The organism is Shimia sediminis, from assembly GCF_003990645.1.
Lineage (GTDB): Bacteria > Pseudomonadota > Alphaproteobacteria > Rhodobacterales > Rhodobacteraceae > Shimia > Shimia sediminis.
The window spans coordinates 371,691-387,815 of sequence record NZ_RYZK01000002.1 but is presented as its reverse complement, the minus strand read 5'-3'; the positions used below and the strand labels follow the sequence as shown (position 1 = coordinate 387,815).

The window sequence follows — 16,125 nt, the reverse complement described above, 5'->3', positions numbered from 1 at the left end:
GCTCTCACAGGAACATACGAAACCGTACTGAAATCTGATCCGGAGTATTGGAGAAACTGCATAAAAAGCAGGCAAATGATCCGAGTGAGGCAAATTGCCTGACAATTTGCAACCTAAGGTATAGTTTGGTCATAAAAAATGATTTGTTTGGACTTACGGAAAGTCCGTGTTTTCAGCCACATATTCTAAAATTTGACTGTGTTTTGTCGTTTTGCGCTAACTAAATGTCGATTTTGAACTTCTTTTTAGTCCGCCCGAAATCACGAATTGACAAAACGTGCCGATACGCCCTGCCACACCAACGACCCATCTCGGAGGGCTGTGCGTCTTGTGGCCGCCACGACCCGGCCCCCGTTCCACAACGACGCTCCCACCTCGGACGGTCCAATGCGGCTCTGCGCAGTTCGGGCGCGGACACCCCGGATGGCTGACTGCGCACCTGTGACGTCTTGCAGCTATACATTCTCGACCGTTTACTCTAAACGCGGCCTCTACCGCCCATAAATGACACGAACGCCGCTCTGATTGGCATGTCATTTCGCGTTGCCGCGTGGGCAAAACCTCTGAGACGAAAAGACACCGCTGTGAAACAAGCTCTCCGTGACGCCCTGGATGCCCGTGGATATGAAACCCTGACGCCCGTACAAGAGGCTGTGCTGAATCCCGACTATCAGGGTGCAGACCTTCTGGTGTCGGCGCAGACCGGCTCGGGTAAAACCGTCGGCTTTGGCCTGTCGATTGCGCCCACCCTGCTGGGCGAGGACGAGGCCTTTGATGCGGCTGCTGCTCCGCTGGCTCTGGTCATTGCCCCTACCCGCGAGCTGGCGCTTCAGGTGAAACGTGAACTGGCGTGGCTCTATGCCAAGGCTGGCGCGCATCTGGCGTCCTGCGTGGGGGGCATGGATATGCGCGATGAACGTCGTGCGCTGGCCCGCGGCGCCCACATCGTTGTCGCCACACCAGGTCGCCTGCGCGATCACATCACGCGCGGGTCCATCGACCTCACCCAGCTGCGCGCCGTGGTGCTGGACGAAGCCGACGAGATGCTCGACCTTGGCTTTCGCGAAGACCTCGAGTTCATTCTCGGAGAAGCCCCCGAAGAGCGTCAGACGCTTCTGTTCTCGGCCACCGTGCCCAAAAGCATCACCCATCTGGCCAAGAACTATCAACGTGACGCCATCCGTGTCATCACCAAGTCGGAAGAGGGCCAGCACGCCGACATCGAATACCGCGCCATGCTGGTGGCTGATCGCGACGTGGAAAACGCCGTCATCAACACGCTGCGTTTCTACGAGGCCCCGAATGCCATCGTGTTCGGCAACACCCGCGCCACGGTCAATCGCCTGACCACGCGCCTGTCGAACCGTGGCTTTCAGGTGGTGGCGCTGTCGGGCGAGCTGTCTCAGGCAGAACGCACCCACGCCCTGCAAGCCATGCGCGACGGGCGGGCTCAGGTCTGTGTGGCCACCGACGTGGCAGCACGCGGTATCGACCTGCCCAACCTGGATCTCGTTGTGCACGCGGAACTGCCGAACAACCACGAAACCCTGCTGCACCGCTCGGGCCGCACAGGCCGCGCCGGGCGCAAGGGCGTCAGCGCGCTGATCGTGACCCGCAAATCCCGCAGCAAAGCCGAGCGCACCCTGCGCTTTGCCAAGCTCACCGCAGAATGGTCGGGTGCCCCCTCGGCGGATGACGTCAAAGCGCGCGACGAAGAGCGTATGCTGGCCGATCCGGTCTGGACCGATGCAACCCCGGAAACCGACCAGCCCACCGTGCAGAAGCTGACCGAAAGCTTCTCACCCGAGCAGCTTGCCGCGGCCTATCTGCACCTCTACCGCTCGTCACACACCGCCCCCGAAGAGCTTTTGGACACTGAAACTGTCACGCAGCCCAAGCCCCGCAAGGATTTTGGGCCAAGCGTCTGGTTCTCGATCTCTGGTGGACGTGCCGCCAACGCCGAACCCCGCCGCCTGTTGCCGATGCTGTGCAAGGCTGGCGACCTGACCAAGGACGACATCGGCGCGATCCGCATTCAGCAGACCCAGTCATACGTGCAGATTCTTGAGACCAGCGTGGCGCGGTTCCTCGCCAGCGTCGGCGAGAACATGACCGTCGAAGACGGCGCGGTCGTCACGCAATTGGCCGAGGCGCCGGTTCTGGACAGCAAGCCCCAGGGTGGCTTCAAAAAAGGTGGCAAACCCCCGCATCGCGGCAAGGGCCGCGACAGGGATGACACCGGGTACAAGCCAAAGCCCGCCAAGCCCCGCTCGTCCGCGCCGATCGACTGGAACGACGATCCCGCTCCTCGGGTGAAAAAGCCGAAACCATCGGACAGGCCCGCTGGAAAACCCGCAGACAAACCGGGTGACAAGAAGCCGTGGAAAAAACCTGAACCCGACCGCAAAGCCGATGGCGGACATGGCCCGGCCAAGCGGCGCACGGAAACTGGCAAACCTGGCGGCAAACCCAAGGGCCCGCCGCCCCCCAAGGGCAAATCCAACAGTAAAAAGAATAAGGCCCGCGCCGCCGCCAAGGCGCAGACCAAAAAGACCGAGAAACGCGGCGGTCGTAAAGCCTGATCCAAGAAGACATCGCGTGGTGGCTCAGGCGTTCTGCCCGAGCCACCACGTGTCTAGCGCGCCGATGCCCTTGATCTCAATGCTTCCGCGTGGCTCAAATGTGTAACCCTCTTTCAACGCTTTGCGCGCGGCATCCGTGACCTGAATGCGCCCCGCCTGCCCGTGGCTTTCCATCCGGCTGGCGGTGTTCACCGTGTCGCCCCAGACATCGTAGAACAGTTTCTGGTGCCCGATCACACCGGCCACGACGGGGCCGGCGTGGATACCAATGCGGATTTCGACCCTATCCCCGATCTCGTCGGAAAACGCGCGCATCGCGTCAAGCATGTCAAATGCCATCGCGGCGACCCGATGTACCGGCTGGTCCACCGGCTGCGGCAGGCCCGCGGCAACCATGTAAGCGTCGCCAATGGTTTTGATTTTCTCCAACCTGTGTTTCTCGGCCAATGTGTCAAAGGTCGAAAAGATGCGGTTGAGAAACCCAACCAGCTCTTCAGGTGTCATTTTGGCCGAGCGCGGCGTGAACCCGACGATATCAGCAAAAAGAATGGCGGTATGGTCGAGGGAGTCGGCGATGGTCTTGCCAGGGGCGTCCTTGAGGCGGTTTGCGATTTCGGTGGGGAGGAGATTGTAGAGCAGGGTCTCGGAGAGGGCGTGTTCTGCTTCAAGGGCCGTTTCGGCGGTTTCCACCTGCCGAACGGCAAAATACAGCGCAAGAAGCCCGGTGCCGATTACAGCCAGTACGGTCGATTGATAGACATAACGCTGCAATTCGGGCGTAACATCTGACAGGGCAGGTTCTGGAAACAAGATTGGCAGCGCCAATGCAAGACCGAGATAAGGACCAGCGATCACAGCTAGAACTGGCAAGTTGCGTGTGCCCAGAACCATCAGGGCCAATATTGCTCCGTTAAAGCACCCAAGATTCAATCCTGCATCTGCTCCAAACAAATAGCTCATTATGGTGAACGGCACGCCACCAAACAGCAGCATGGCAAAGCAACCAAGAACAACATTGTGCCGGAACAACGCAGGCTGAATCAGGAAGGGAAAGCCGCTCAGAAAACAGACAATGACAGCGGGCCATAAGTTGGGCGCGTCAACGGTGAGATAATAGGCGGCATAGCTCCAAAATGCGACGACGATAATCGGGGAGATAACGGCCATCAACAGAACGGCCCGTTTGTGGCGCGATGACAAGGTCGAGTCTTCCCGATAAGAATACCACCGCCATAGCCGTTTCACCCAATGCGGTTTGCGGTTGGTTTCGTTTTTGGGAGTGACAGGGTCGGGTGGCGCTTTGAAAAGTTCCATCTGACGAAGCGTAGCCGATCCATGGCTGTGCGGGAACTGTCAGATTCCGTAAGTCGCTTTGGGCAATTCAACCAAAGCTATTCAACCAAAGCCAGGGGGGCAAAAACGACAAACCCCCGAGGCAGGGCCACGGGGGTCGTCAATTCTTTTGGTGTCCAAAGCTGGACGGATGCTTATTTGAAGTCCGCGCAGTAGTTCCCGAAAACCGGTTCCCACTTTTCGGACTGCGCTTAGAGCATACCTTCGCGTTGGGCTTTCTTACGTGCCAGTTTACGGGCACGGCGGATCGCTTCAGCTTTCTCGCGCGCTTTTTTCTCGGACGGCTTCTCGAAATGTTGCTTGAGCTTCATTTCACGGAAGACACCTTCACGCTGCAGCTTTTTCTTCAGGGCACGAAGCGCCTGATCGACGTTGTTGTCGCGAACACTAACCTGCATGTGGTTTTCACCACCTTTCTAAGTTGAGTTGCAAGGATTTGCAGGAAGTGGCCCTATAGCAACTCCCTTTGGCTTTGTCTAGTATAGAGGGCAAGCTAAGGAGAGTCCCATGACCACGTCCGATCCCAAGGAAAAACTGCTGGATGCCGCGCTGACCCACGTCGTGTTTGACGGCTGGTCCGAGGCCACGTTCAAGGCGGCGATTGACGATTCGGGTGTCACTGAGGCGCTGGCGCATGCCTTATGTCCGCGTGGGGCCGTGGATCTGGCGGTGGCCTATCACAAGCGCGGGGATGCGGCGATGCTGGCGCGGTTTGCGGCCGAGGATGTGTCAGAGCTGCGCTATTCGCAAAAGGTGGCAGCGCTGGTGCGGTTTCGATTGGAAGCGGTGGACGACAAGGAAACCGTGCGCCGGGGAACGGCCCTGTTTGCCCTGCCGCACCATGCCGGCACCGGCGCCGAGCTGATCTGGGGCACGGTTGATGCGATCTGGAATGCGCTGGGCGACACCTCGGAAGACGTCAACTGGTACACCAAGCGCGCGACACTTTCAGGTGTCTATGGCTCGACCGTTCTGTTTTGGCTGGGCGATGACAGCGAAGGCTATCAGGCCACCTGGGATTTTCTGGACCGCCGGATCGAGAACGTGATGCAGTTCGAAAAGGTCAAGGCACAGGTCAAGGCCAGCCCCTTTGGCAAGCTGATGCAGGGGCCGATGTCGGCGCTGGAGCGGATCAGGAAGCCCGGCGCACGGGGCGATATGCCGGGCACCTGGCGCGGGTAGCTCTCCCGCCTTGGTCGCATCGCTGGCGCGATGGACCTGCGTTGGGCATGGCTCAGCAGAGCTGAGCCTCTTGAGGGGCCTTGCCCCTCTGGGCCGTTGGCCCATTCACCCCAGGATATTTTTGGCCAAAAGAAGACATCCGGTTTGCGCCTGCGGATGCCGGTGCTAAGTGTTGGCCAAGAAAGTTTAAGGAGAGCCCAATGACCCAGACCATGCGCGCGGTGGAAATTACGGAACATGGCGGACCGGATGTGTTGCAGATGACCGAACGCCCCATGCCGCAACCGGGCGCGGGTGAGGTGGTGATCAAGGTGGCTTATGCCGGGGTGAACCGCCCGGATGCCTTGCAGCGCGCCGGTGCCTATGCGCCGCCGCCGACCGCAAGCGATCTGCCGGGTCTGGAAGCGTCGGGGACAATCATTGCCGTGGGCCCCGGTGTCAGCGACTGGGCCGAGGGCGACGAGGTCTGTGCGTTGCTGCCCGGTGGCGGATACGCAGAGTATGTCCTGACCCCTGCCGCCCATTGTCTGCCGGTGCCCCGGGGCATGGGGCTGCAGGAAGCGGCCTGTCTGCCCGAGACGTTTTTCACCGTGTGGTCAAATGTCTTTACCCGCGGCGGTCTTCAGGCGGGCGAGCGGTTTCTTGTGCATGGTGGCTCGAGCGGGATCGGGACAACCGCGATCCAATTGGCCAATGTGTTTGGCGCGCGGGTCTTTGCCACGGCCGGGTCCGATGATAAATGTGCTGCCTGTCTGGAACTCGGGGCCGAGCGCGCGATCAATTATCGTGACGAGGATTTTGTTGAGGTGCTGCGCGCCGAAGGGGGCGCCAACCTGATCCTTGATATGGTCGGCGGCTCTTACATTCCGCGCAACATCAAGACGCTGGCCGATGACGGCCGTTTGGTGCAGATCGCGTTCCTGACCGGCCCCAAGGTCGAGTTGAACTTTGCCCAGATCATGACCCGGCGGCTGACGGTGACCGGATCGACCCTGCGGCCGCAGAGCGATCTGGCCAAGGCACGGATTGCTGCCCAGTTGCACGAAAGGGTCTGGCCGATGTTGGAGGCCGGTCGCGTGGCGCCGGTGATGGACAGCGAGTTCCCGCTGGAGATGGCATCAGCTGCGCACAGCCGGATGGAATCCAGCGGCCATATCGGCAAGATTGTCCTGAAAGTGGCGGGATAACCAATTTGTACAAACTGGTTATTTGGCCCGGAAACTTTGTACAAACTGGTTATTTCGGGTCCTAGCGTCTTTGTTCGTGCTCAAACCGCTGCCGCGCGATGGCTTCATTGCGCTCGGCCTTTTTGTAGTCTGACAGCGCGCGTTCCACATAGTCGAGGTGCTCCGTCACCGCAGCCCGCGCGGCCACTGCATCGCGCGCCTGAAGGCCGTTGTTGATGGCACGGTGTTGCTCCAGCAGATCGCTGCGGGTGGTGCGTTGTTTGAACATGATCGAGCGATTGTAGAACACGCCTTCGCGCAAGAGCTGGTACATCGAGCGCATCATATGCAGCATGACAACGTTATGACTCGCCTCAATGATGGCCAGGTGAAAATCCGCGTCGAGCCGGGCTTCGTCGGTTGGATTGCGCTTGGGGTGGGCCGCTTCCATTTTTTCAAAGACCGTCTGGATCACCTTGAGATCGGTGTCTGACGCAAAACGCGCGGCGCGTTCTGCCGCCAGCCCCTCCATGTCGCGGCGGAAGGAAATATAGTCGAACACTGCCTCGTCATGGCTGGAAAACAGCCGGATCAGGCTGTCGGAAAAGGCGTTACCCAACACATCTGCAACAAAAATCCCTGCGCCGGCTTTCGAGGAAAGCAGCCCGCGTTCCTGGAGTTCCGAGATGGCTTCGCGCAGGCTGGGGCGCGACACGCCCAGTCGATCGGACAGCTCCCGCTCGGAGGGCAGACGCTCACCAGGGCGCAAAATTCCTCGTAAAATCAACAGCTCAATCTGTTTGACGACAGAGGTGGAGAGTTTTTCGGTCTGGACCTTTTGGAAGGGCATTGGGGCCTCGCAAGAATTGGTCAGGTGATATGACCACAGTGGGCGGGCCGGAGCAAGGGGCGGTGCAAGTTCACGATTATTGTTACAATGGGTCAGGATTGTTGACTGATATTGCTTTAAAGGGCAGAAATGGCATATATTCTGACCTAAAGGGGCCAGCCATGAGTCTTGAAAAGATATTTGCCACGCGCACACAGCGCATGAAGGCTTCGGAAATCCGCGAGCTTTTGAAGCTCTTGGACCAGCCCGGTATTCTGTCCTTTGCCGGGGGCATTCCGGATCCGAATCTCTTTCCCTCAGACGACTTTGCCGCCGCGATGGCGGAGATCATGGACGAGGGTGGCGCGACTGCGTTGCAATACTCAGTAAGCGAAGGATATCAACCGTTGCGGGAGTGGATTGCCGGGCAGATGGCAAAGATAGGCGTGCCTTGCGGGCCTGAGAACATCCTGATCACCAGCGGGTCGCAGCAAGCTTTGGACTATCTCGGAAAACTGTTCCTGTCACCGGGGGACACGGCCCTGGTGAACTGGCCGACCTATATGGGGGCGCTGGGGGCGTTCAACCCTTATGAACCGCGGTATGACCAGTTGAGTATCAACGGCAATCGCGCGCCAGAGACCTATGCGACCGACGCGGAATCGGCGGGAGGGCGTGTGAAATTTGCTTATCTTTCCAGCGACTTCTCGAACCCAACCGGGGAGACGGTGGATCAACGGGGGCGCGACGCCTTGCTGGACATGGCGGAAGCGCTGGACTGTGCCGTGATCGAGGATGCAGCCTATCAGGCGCTGCGGTATGACGGTCAGGATGTGTCGCCAATCCTTGCACTGGAACTGGCGCGAAAGGGGAATCTTGAGGCCTGCCGGACGATCTATTGTGGCAGCTTTTCCAAGACGCTGTCACCCGGACTGCGGGTCGGTTGGGTGGTGGCCGCCAAGCCAGTGATCCAGCAATTGGTCTTGATGAAACAGGCCTCGGACCTGCATTCACCGACGTTGAACCAGATGGCGGTGCATCGGGTGGCTGAGCGGTGTTTTGGCGCACATGTGGATATGCTGCGAGCGGTCTATGGAGCGCGGCGCACGGCCATGCTGGAGGCTCTGACGCGGTATATGCCCAAGGGCGTGTCGTGGACCCGGCCCGAAGGGGGCATGTTCGTTTGGGTGACGTTGCCCAAAGGTATGGATGGGGCCGAGCTGCTGGCCTATGCATTGGAGACACACAAGCTGGCCTTTGTGCCGGGGCGCGCGTTTTTTGCCGATGGGTCAGGGGGGAATACGCTGCGCTTGAGCTTTTCCTGCGCCGATGAGGCGGAGATTGAGGACGGGATGCAGCGGTTGGGGGAGGCGATCCGCGCGCAAATGACCTGACCAATTTGGTCAAAGAAAAATCTGTGTCATGTCAGAGTTTTTCAAAAAAACGCCCCGAACGGATCGGGACGTCGGGTAGGTCGGACAAATTTGTCCGACCTACGAGGGGATTGATTTATTCCGCGGGAACTGCGCTGCTCTGACTGGGTTTGCCAAAGTGCTGGCGGTTGAGGCGCAGCACCAACGCGATCATGGCGAACTGTGAGATCAGTGCGATGGCGGTGATCGCCCAAAAGGCGGAGCCGAATTTGTCGATGATCCCCGCGCCAACAAGGCCTTTGTTCACGAAGAAGTGGAGCATAACCGAAAGCGCGACACCGGGGCAGACCAGCGCATAAGAGCCGGGCGAGGTTTTGGTGCTGAACACGAAGTCGGTGAAGTACCCCTGGCGGCGCAGAACCAGAAGCCCCAGCATCAGAAAGACGATCTGGATCGACAGCAGGCGGGCGAGGAAGACCATGGTTTCAGCACCTGATCCATGCACGTCAAAGGTGGTGTGCAACCCGTGGTTCTGGCGTAGGAACATGATGCCCAGCACGGTCATGATCGGGACGACGACCATCAGGGTTGGGCCGGCCTCTTTCGCGGTGCCGTGGTGCAGCATCGAGTTGAAGGCCGTGAAGATCGCGATCAGCGCATAGACGATGGCGGCGGTGCCGATAAAGGTCGAGAGCACAAGCGCAAGGCCAACGGTTGTGGTGTTTTGGCTCATCGCGGCGGGGGCGGAGAAGCCGACTGCAACCATCGAAAGCGCAAAGGCAGGCAGCATCTGTGCGAAAGAGTTGTTGGCGGTGACGTCAAAGATACCGCCCTGGCTGAGGATACGGCCAAGGAATTGCGCGAGGATGCGAAAGGCGAGTACCGCGATCAGGCCAAAGGCGACCAGTGCCAGGGGGAACAGGAATTCGATGATGCTCCAGAGGCCGGGCACAAAGACAAGTCCGACGATGAACATGGCGTTCACGGTCATGGCGAGTGCGAGCGGCATGGCCATGATGGTCGACTCGGCGTTGGAGTTGATAAGCGTCTGATAGCTTGCAGTTTTCTTGAAGGCGGAAAAGGCCGAGAGGTTCCAGATCAACGATTTGACGTTCAGGAAGGCCATGGCGGCAATGCCCAGGACCGCGACGACAATGGCGGCCTGCATCGGCGCTCCTCCGGTTTGGAAGGCGGCAGAGATGTCCTCGAATGTGGGCACGGGTTTTCCGGGATGCGGCACCCAGAACATCAGGTACATGAAGAACGTGACCGCAAGGCCACCGGCGCCAAGTGAGGCGAGGAAGTAAAGCGGCGAATAGCTGTCCGCCGGACGTGCTGCGGTATTGGACATGGTCTCTCTCCCTAAATATTCCAATTTCAATATGTATATAAACATTCGAAACTTGGAATATAAATGCGACATGCGCGCGCAGGGGGCGGAAAGGGTTTGTTAACCAAGGACGGGGCAGGGTTGCGGCATGAAACGGTTTGCCCTGATTGCGCTGGCGGCCCTTGCGGCGTGCAACGCTCCGTCGATGCATTTCGCCGGGATTGAAGCGGTGCGCGTGACCGTCATGGAAAGCACATTCGAACTGCGGCGCCGACAGGATCGCTGGGATCTGGTCGAGGCCATCCGAGTCAACGCAGAATATGCGCCACGTCTTAGCCAACAGTTAGGGCGCCGCGCGGAGATCGCGATTGAACGCACTTATGGCTGTCCGGTGGATGAAATCTGGGGGGATGCCACCAAGATGTTGGCGATTTTGAAGTGCGGTGAACCGGATGATCTGGCTCGGATCGGAACGGGGCCGAAGGTGCGGATTTGAGACTGAGACCGAAGGAATGGGTGCCATAGCGCCACCTCTGGCTGGGCAGAAAGCCCAAGCGCACAATTCTAGATTTGACGGCGTTCTCTCCGAGGGTGAGGCCGTATGTGAAGGTGCCTCGCCTCTTTCGGATTTCTCTGGCACTCTCTTGGCAAGCAAATCAGGCAAAGAAGAGTAGTTTCCATGAATCCGTCGCGTCGCAGCTTTGTTTTCGGGCTTTCGGCTCTGTCTCTTGCAGCCTGCCAAAGCTCGCTTGGTCCCAACTCAACATCGTCTGCAGCCAGCACACAGGGGCTGTCGGCGGATTTGCGCCCGACTCCAAACCGCGACTACGCGGCCTGGGTGGCCAGTTTCAAAGACCGCGCAAGGGCTCAGGGCATCACGGACACAACCCTGAACGCCGCGTTTCGTGACACTGGCTATTTGCCGGGCGTCATCACGCGGGATCGCAACCAGACCGAGTTCACCCGAACGCTGGAAGACTATCTGTCCATTGCCGCCTCGGATGAGCGTGTGTCCAAGGGACGCGCCAGATTTGCCCGGCATGGCAGCACGCTGAGCCGTCTGGAACAGAGCTATGGTGTGGACGCGGAAATCATCTGCGCCATTTGGGGGCTAGAGAGCTTCTACGGAGACCGCAAAGGCGACATTCCGGTGATCTCTGCCACGTCCACGCTGGCCTTTGACGGGCGTCGGGGGAGCTTTTACGAAAAGCAGCTGATCGCGGCGCTCAAGATCATACAAAACGGCGACGTCCCTGCGCAACGCATGACGGGCAGCTGGGCGGGCGCCATGGGGCACACGCAGTTTATCCCCACCAGCTATCTGGCCTTTGCGGTTGATTTCACCGGCGATGGTCGCCGGGATATCTGGTCTGATGACCCAACAGATGCGCTTGCCTCAACGGCTGCGTACTTGCAGAAGAATGGCTGGAGCCGCGGCACCAAATGGGGCAGAGAATTGCGCCCCGGTGAAACAGCATCGCGTGTTATTCAGCCACAGCCCGGCGGCCCGCGCTTTGCGGTGACCGGCAATTTCAACGCGATCAAACGCTACAACAACTCTGACAGCTACGCGATTGGCGTTGGCCATCTGGCGGACCGCATTGGGGGTGCGGGACCATTGCGGACACCGTTCCCCCCTGATCAATACGGGTTGACCAAGGACGACCGCATCGCTTTGCAGTCTCGGCTGACGGCACGTGGGTTTGATACGGGTGGAGCGGATGGCGTGCTGGGCCCCAAATCTCGCGGCGCAATTGCGGACTACCAGCGCAGCATCGGGGCTGAGCCGACCGGGGACCCGTCGCAGGCCTTGCTTGCATCGCTGGCATAAATCACCGGCTCAAGCCGCTTCAAACCAGTGCCCGGTCACCCCCGCCCGTGCGGTTCCATATAGTCCAACACCGGATTGATCGGCACGATGCGGTTGGGGTTCACGCTCTCGTGGCTGTAATGGTAGTGACGCACGATGTGGTCGAGGTTCACGGTGCCTGCGATGCCGGGCATCTGGTAGAGCTCGCGCGTATAGGCCCATAAGGCGGGGTAATCTACGATGCGGCGGCGGTTGCACTTGAAGTGCAGGTGATAGACCGGGTCAAAGCGGATCAGCGTGGTGAAGAGGCGCCAGTCGGCCTCGGTCAGCGTGTCACCCATCAGATAGCGGTTTTGCGAGAGCCGTTCTTCGAGCCAGTCGAGCGTGTCAAAGAGCGGATGCACGGCGGCGTCATAGGCCTCTTGGGTCGAGGCAAAGCCGGATTTGTAAACCCCGTTGTTCAGGGTGTGGTAGATGCGCTCGTTCACCTCTTCGATGTCATCGCGCATGTGGGTGGGCCAATAGTCGGCGGCGTTACCGGTGAGACCGTCAAAGGCCGAGTTGAACATTCGGATGATCTCGGAGCTTTCGTTTGAAACGATGGTCTCTTGCTGCTTGTCCCAGAGGATCGGCACGGTGACACGGCCAGAATAGCCGGGATCGGCGCGGGTATAGACCTGATAGGCGTATTGCAGGTTGTAGAGGGTATCTCCGGTGGCGCCACGGTCATCCGTTTCAAAGGTCCAGCCCTGGTCCAGCATGTCCGGGTGCACGGCTGAGACAGTGATGTGATCCTCCAACCCTTTGATTTCGCGAAAGATCAACGTGCGATGGGCCCAGGGACAGGCGTAGGAGACATAGAGGTGATAACGCCCGCTTTCTGCGGCAAAGCCTGCGCGGCCCGATGGTCCCGCGCTGCCGTCAGCGGTGATCCAGTTGCGGAACGCGGCCGCTGAGCGCACGAATTTGCCGCCCGAAGATTTGGTGTCGATCGGCTGTTCCGTCCATTTTCCGTCAACCAGATGGCCCATGGCGCGTGCTCCTTTGCGTGTCGCTTTGCAATTACCTAGGGCGAAAGTGGTGCGATGAAAACGCAACAGACTGCAAAGGAGTTGCGCGCTGACGCACAAAAAGCCGGGTGTCATGGAAGTGTTGCTTGACCGGATGCGGTGTCAGACCCACCTTTAACGTAAGGATGGAGTGCGACAGATGACAACCTATTTGCCAAAAGAGGTTCAGGCCGGGCTGGAAGCGGCCCAGAAGAAAAGCCTGAGGAAAAGCAACCGCTTGCGGGTGGTGGTCGAAAACCGCTCATTCAAGGTTCTGAAGTTCCGAGAGGATGGGTTCAGCCTGGATATCGAGGATGCGCCGCACCTGCGGGGGCTGGTGGATCTCTACGATGGTGGCAAGCACCTGTCGCAGTGTCTTGTGGTGGCCTCGGAGGAAGAAGGTCATCTGATGCACTATGAGTTCAAGTGGGCGACACCGGTAGCGGACCGGCCTCCGGTCGATTTCTATCGGGGTGGGAATGCGCCCGTAGCCCTGTTGAGCGACGAGCGGTAAGACCCCCGAGACAATGTCTTGTACGTTGCTGGCCCTGCCTTTGGCAGAGTGGTTAAGCGTGTCTGAACGGGACGGGCTCTGTTTGCGGGCCCGTCTTGGGCGAATCGGCCCATGAACACAGTGGTTAATGGCCAAAACCCACATCTGTACTGCGTCGGTATAACGTCGGTATTGCGTCGGTGTCGGTTTGGCAGCTTCGACAGGTTAACGGTGCGTGCGGTCGTGGTCGGGTTGGTAGGTCGGACAAATTTGTCCGACCTACGGGTGCCGCGCCTTAGGGGCGGATTTCCACGGGCGTACCGTTGGGGGTGATCTGCCAAAGCTCTTCGATCTCTGCGTTGGACACGGCCACGCAACCGGCGGTCCAATCGCCGGGCAGGGTGATCGCATCCGGCAGGCTGTTGGGCTGGCCGTGGATAAAGATGTCGCCGCCGGGGGATTTGCCAATGGCGCGTGCGTGGGCGGTGTCTTGGGCCTGCGGATAGTTGATGCCCAGTGACAGGTGATAGGCGCTGTCTGGGTTGCGGCGGTTGATGTTGAAATGGCCTTCGGGCGTCTTGCCGTCGCCTTCGATTTCCTTGTCGCCCATGGGGGTGAAGCCGAGGGCGATGTCGTATGTCCGCAGTGCTTTACCGTTGCGGTAAACGGTCAGGCGGCGGTCGGCTTTTTCGATCAGGATGTGGTCGATGCGTTCGGTCAGCGGGGCGAGGGGCGGCGGTTGGTAGGCCGGACGCAGCAGCAGGATATACACACCTGCGAGGATCACGAAAACTGTGAGAAAACGGCTGAGACGAGACATTTGGATACCAGCACCTTACTGCGCGTGGTTTAGGCGACTGGGTGCGGCTTGCAAAGGTCAGGCCCCACAAGGGCCGGCTATGGGCGGTGTTTTGCCTTTAGGCGGCGGCGATCTGCGCCAGATATGCCTTGATAAGCCGTTCCAGCTTGGCCGCCCCGATGGGCGCGCTGGCCTTGGTGTGTTCGTGGCTGATGTGTTCGTTGCCTAGGCCTGCGGCCATGTTCGTCACAACCGAGACGGCGCAGCATTTCATGTCGAGGAACCGGCCCAGAATGACCTCGGGCACGGTGGACATGCCGACGGCATCTGCTCCGAGGGTCTTCAGCATGCGGATTTCGGCGGGGGTTTCGAAGTTGGGCCCCGAGTACCAGGCGTAGACGCCTTCGCGCAGGGGGATTTGGAGGGTTTGAGCCAAGCCAAGAAGTTGCTTCCGGATGTCCGGATCGTAGGCGTTGGTGAGGTTGACGAAGCGCCGATCCGTGGGCTCTCCGATCAGCGGGCTGAGGCCGGAATAGTTGATGTGATCGTTGAGCAGCATCAGGTTGCCGGGTGGGATTTCTGACAGGAACGACCCGCAGGCGTTGGTGGCAAAGAGCGTGTCGACGCCGAGGGCTGCGAGCGTTTCCAAAGGCACGCGCATCGCGTCCGCGCGGCCGTTTTCGTAGTAGTGCTCGCGCCCGCCGAGGATGGCGACGTTGACGCCCATAAGCTTGCCGATCACCAGTTTGGGATTGTGGCCCGACACACCCGCATGGGGGAACCCCGGAATGTCGCTGTAATCAATCGCTGTGCCATCGACGAGGTCGGCGAGGTGTCCGAGGCCCGAGCCGAGGATAAATCCCACCTTGGCGGTGGGGTTTTCCATACGGTTGCGTATGACGACGAGGGCCTCGGATGTGCTCATGTTACTGCAGGTCTGAAAACGCGTCGGCCAGACGGGCAGCGGCCTTTTCCACCAGTGCGCGCGGCGTGGCGATGTTGAAGCGCAGGAAGCTTTCACCCCCCGTTCCAAAGGTGGGTCCGTGGTTCACCGCGATGCGCGCGCCTTGCTCGACGCGGCGGGTGAACTCCTCGCGGATCATGCCGGTGCCGGAGAAATCGACCCACGAGAGGTAGGTGGCTTCGAGCGGCATGGATTTGAGGCCGGGGATGTTCGCGATGGCGTCGTCCAGAACCTTGCGGTTGCCGTCGAGGTAGTCGACAAGGCTGTCGACCCATGCGGCGCCCTCGGGGCTATAGGCGGCTTCGGCCATGAACAGACCGAAGGAGTTTGGTGACAGGCCGATGGCGGCCATGCGGGCGGCGAATTTGGCGCGCAGGGCCTCATCCGGAATGATGACATTGCCCGAGTGTGACCCGGCGATGTTGAAGGTCTTGGTGGTGGCGGTCATCATCACCAGACGGTCCATGATCGACGGGTCGATATTGGTCATCGGGATGTGGGTGTTGCCGGGGAAAACCAGATCGTGGTGGATTTCGTCCGAGACCAGGATCAGGTCATGACGTTTGGCGAAATCGGCAACGCCCTGCAGTTCGTCACGGCTCCAGACGCGGCCACCGGGGTTATGGGGTGAACACAGGATGACCATTTTCTCATTGCCGGTCATCCGGGCGTCGTAGGCGTCAAAGTCCATTTCGTAGCGGCCATCGTTGTTGACCAGTTGGCATTCGACGACCTGACGGCCTGCGGCCGAGATGACGCGGGCAAAGGCGTGGTAAACGGGCGTGAAGAGGACAACGCCGTCGCCGGGTTGCGTGTAGGCGTCGACGCACATGCCGGTGCCGTTGACCAGCCCATGAGTGGTGAAGATGGCCGAGGGATCGACAGTCCAGCCGTGGCGGTTTTCCATCCACCAGCAGATCGCCTCTTTATAGGGGGTCTCATCGCCGTAATAGCCGTAGATGCCGTGATCATGCATCCTGCCAATCGCATCCGCGACGCATTGCGGTGGGCGGAAGTCCATGTCGGCGACCCACATGGCGATGCCGTCATCCTGGGGCACGCCGTAGATCTTCTCCATCATGTCCCATTTCACAGAATGGGTGCCGTGCCGGTTGATGATCTCGTCAAAGCTCATGATGGGTTCCTTTGGCTCTTAAAACGCGCCGACGCTAACGGATTATACGCCATGTGCAAG

The 16,125-nt window shown here is 59.6% G+C and carries 15 protein-coding genes; 7 read left to right on the top strand and 8 right to left on the bottom strand.

Annotation, left to right across the window (positions count from 1 at the left end):
* Positions 1 to 584: 584 nt before the first annotated feature.
* Entirely contained in the window at positions 585 to 2,582 is a 1,998-nt protein-coding gene (locus EK369_RS06400; RefSeq protein ID WP_127112867.1) for a DEAD/DEAH box helicase, read from the top strand.
* Positions 2,583 to 2,606: 24 nt separating this feature from the next.
* On the opposite strand, the gene EK369_RS06395 is transcribed toward EK369_RS06400, so the two are convergent.
* Together EK369_RS06395 and rpsU are read right to left on the bottom strand one after the other, a co-directional pair.
* Positions 2,607 to 3,896, bottom strand: a complete 1,290-nt coding sequence (locus EK369_RS06395) for an adenylate/guanylate cyclase domain-containing protein (RefSeq protein ID WP_127112866.1) — start codon at positions 3,894 to 3,896, stop codon at positions 2,607 to 2,609.
* A gap of 230 nt (positions 3,897 to 4,126) precedes the next feature.
* Positions 4,127 to 4,333, bottom strand: a complete 207-nt coding sequence (gene rpsU / locus EK369_RS06390) for a 30S ribosomal protein S21 (protein ID WP_008207378.1) — start codon at positions 4,331 to 4,333, stop codon at positions 4,127 to 4,129.
* 109 nt (positions 4,334 to 4,442) lie between these two features.
* Here rpsU and EK369_RS06385 point away from each other — a divergent pair, with 109 nt between their 5' ends.
* Positions 4,443 to 5,117: a COQ9 family protein gene (locus EK369_RS06385; RefSeq protein WP_127112865.1), complete on the top strand. Its 675-nt coding sequence runs from the start codon at positions 4,443 to 4,445 to the stop codon at positions 5,115 to 5,117.
* Between the two features lie 200 nt (positions 5,118 to 5,317).
* A complete protein-coding gene (locus tag EK369_RS06380) occupies positions 5,318 to 6,304 on the top strand; it encodes an NAD(P)H-quinone oxidoreductase (protein ID WP_127112864.1) in 987 nt (328 codons plus the stop codon).
* Between the two features lie 61 nt (positions 6,305 to 6,365).
* Here EK369_RS06380 and EK369_RS06375 read toward each other — a convergent pair whose 3' ends face one another.
* Complete coding sequence (locus EK369_RS06375) at positions 6,366 to 7,133, bottom strand: FadR/GntR family transcriptional regulator (protein WP_127112863.1); 768 nt, start codon at positions 7,131 to 7,133, stop codon at positions 6,366 to 6,368.
* Between the two features lie 161 nt (positions 7,134 to 7,294).
* Between EK369_RS06375 and EK369_RS06370 the strand changes: the two genes are divergently transcribed.
* Positions 7,295 to 8,506 carry an aminotransferase-like domain-containing protein gene (locus EK369_RS06370; protein WP_127112862.1) on the top strand — a complete coding sequence of 404 codons (1,212 nt, stop codon included), beginning with the start codon at positions 7,295 to 7,297 and terminating at the stop codon, positions 8,504 to 8,506.
* Between the two features lie 115 nt (positions 8,507 to 8,621).
* Here the strand turns inward: EK369_RS06370 and EK369_RS06365 are convergent, their stop codons facing one another.
* The gene (locus EK369_RS06365) at positions 8,622 to 9,836 is read right to left on the bottom strand and encodes a TsoY family (seleno)protein (RefSeq protein ID WP_127112861.1); all 1,215 of its coding nucleotides are present in this window, start codon (positions 9,834 to 9,836) and stop codon (positions 8,622 to 8,624) included.
* Positions 9,837 to 9,963: 127 nt separating this feature from the next.
* On the opposite strand from EK369_RS06365, the gene EK369_RS06360 reads away from it, so the two are divergent.
* Together EK369_RS06360 and EK369_RS06355 are read left to right on the top strand one after the other, a co-directional pair.
* Entirely contained in the window at positions 9,964 to 10,311 is a 348-nt protein-coding gene (locus EK369_RS06360) for a hypothetical protein (RefSeq protein WP_127112860.1), read from the top strand.
* Positions 10,312 to 10,494: 183 nt separating this feature from the next.
* Positions 10,495 to 11,646 carry a lytic murein transglycosylase gene (locus EK369_RS06355; protein WP_127112859.1) on the top strand — a complete coding sequence of 384 codons (1,152 nt, stop codon included), beginning with the start codon at positions 10,495 to 10,497 and terminating at the stop codon, positions 11,644 to 11,646.
* Between the two features lie 35 nt (positions 11,647 to 11,681).
* On the opposite strand, the gene EK369_RS06350 is transcribed toward EK369_RS06355, so the two are convergent.
* Positions 11,682 to 12,656: a glutathione S-transferase family protein gene (locus EK369_RS06350; RefSeq protein WP_127112858.1), complete on the bottom strand. Its 975-nt coding sequence runs from the start codon at positions 12,654 to 12,656 to the stop codon at positions 11,682 to 11,684.
* A 178-nt stretch (positions 12,657 to 12,834) separates the two neighbouring features.
* On the opposite strand from EK369_RS06350, the gene EK369_RS06345 reads away from it, so the two are divergent.
* The gene (locus EK369_RS06345) at positions 12,835 to 13,188 is read left to right on the top strand and encodes a hypothetical protein (RefSeq protein WP_127112857.1); all 354 of its coding nucleotides are present in this window, start codon (positions 12,835 to 12,837) and stop codon (positions 13,186 to 13,188) included.
* A gap of 274 nt (positions 13,189 to 13,462) precedes the next feature.
* Here EK369_RS06345 and EK369_RS06340 read toward each other — a convergent pair whose 3' ends face one another.
* The 3 genes from EK369_RS06340 to EK369_RS06330 form a co-directional block, all read right to left on the bottom strand.
* Complete coding sequence (locus EK369_RS06340) at positions 13,463 to 13,987, bottom strand: L,D-transpeptidase family protein (RefSeq protein ID WP_127112856.1); 525 nt, start codon at positions 13,985 to 13,987, stop codon at positions 13,463 to 13,465.
* Positions 13,988 to 14,084: 97 nt separating this feature from the next.
* Positions 14,085 to 14,891 carry a purine-nucleoside phosphorylase gene (locus EK369_RS06335; RefSeq protein WP_127112855.1) on the bottom strand — a complete coding sequence of 269 codons (807 nt, stop codon included), beginning with the start codon at positions 14,889 to 14,891 and terminating at the stop codon, positions 14,085 to 14,087.
* 1 nt (position 14,892) lies between these two features.
* Entirely contained in the window at positions 14,893 to 16,065 is a 1,173-nt protein-coding gene (locus EK369_RS06330) for a MalY/PatB family protein (protein WP_127112854.1), read from the bottom strand.
* Positions 16,066 to 16,125 lie beyond the last annotated feature (60 nt).

Coding starts and splice junctions, on each gene's coding strand:
- EK369_RS06395 (WP_127112866.1), bottom strand. CDS start 3,896: ATGGAACTTTTCAAAGCGCCACCCGACCCTGTCACTCCCAAAAACGAA.
- rpsU (WP_008207378.1), bottom strand. CDS start 4,333: ATGCAGGTTAGTGTTCGCGACAACAACGTCGATCAGGCGCTTCGTGCC.
- EK369_RS06385 (WP_127112865.1), top strand. CDS start 4,443: ATGACCACGTCCGATCCCAAGGAAAAACTGCTGGATGCCGCGCTGACC.
- EK369_RS06380 (WP_127112864.1), top strand. CDS start 5,318: ATGACCCAGACCATGCGCGCGGTGGAAATTACGGAACATGGCGGACCG.
- EK369_RS06375 (WP_127112863.1), bottom strand. CDS start 7,133: ATGCCCTTCCAAAAGGTCCAGACCGAAAAACTCTCCACCTCTGTCGTC.
- EK369_RS06370 (WP_127112862.1), top strand. CDS start 7,295: ATGAGTCTTGAAAAGATATTTGCCACGCGCACACAGCGCATGAAGGCT.
- EK369_RS06365 (WP_127112861.1), bottom strand. CDS start 9,836: ATGTCCAATACCGCAGCACGTCCGGCGGACAGCTATTCGCCGCTTTAC.
- EK369_RS06360 (WP_127112860.1), top strand. CDS start 9,964: ATGAAACGGTTTGCCCTGATTGCGCTGGCGGCCCTTGCGGCGTGCAAC.
- EK369_RS06355 (WP_127112859.1), top strand. CDS start 10,495: ATGAATCCGTCGCGTCGCAGCTTTGTTTTCGGGCTTTCGGCTCTGTCT.
- EK369_RS06350 (WP_127112858.1), bottom strand. CDS start 12,656: ATGGGCCATCTGGTTGACGGAAAATGGACGGAACAGCCGATCGACACC.
- EK369_RS06345 (WP_127112857.1), top strand. CDS start 12,835: ATGACAACCTATTTGCCAAAAGAGGTTCAGGCCGGGCTGGAAGCGGCC.
- EK369_RS06340 (WP_127112856.1), bottom strand. CDS start 13,987: ATGTCTCGTCTCAGCCGTTTTCTCACAGTTTTCGTGATCCTCGCAGGT.
- EK369_RS06335 (WP_127112855.1), bottom strand. CDS start 14,891: ATGAGCACATCCGAGGCCCTCGTCGTCATACGCAACCGTATGGAAAAC.
- EK369_RS06330 (WP_127112854.1), bottom strand. CDS start 16,065: ATGAGCTTTGACGAGATCATCAACCGGCACGGCACCCATTCTGTGAAA.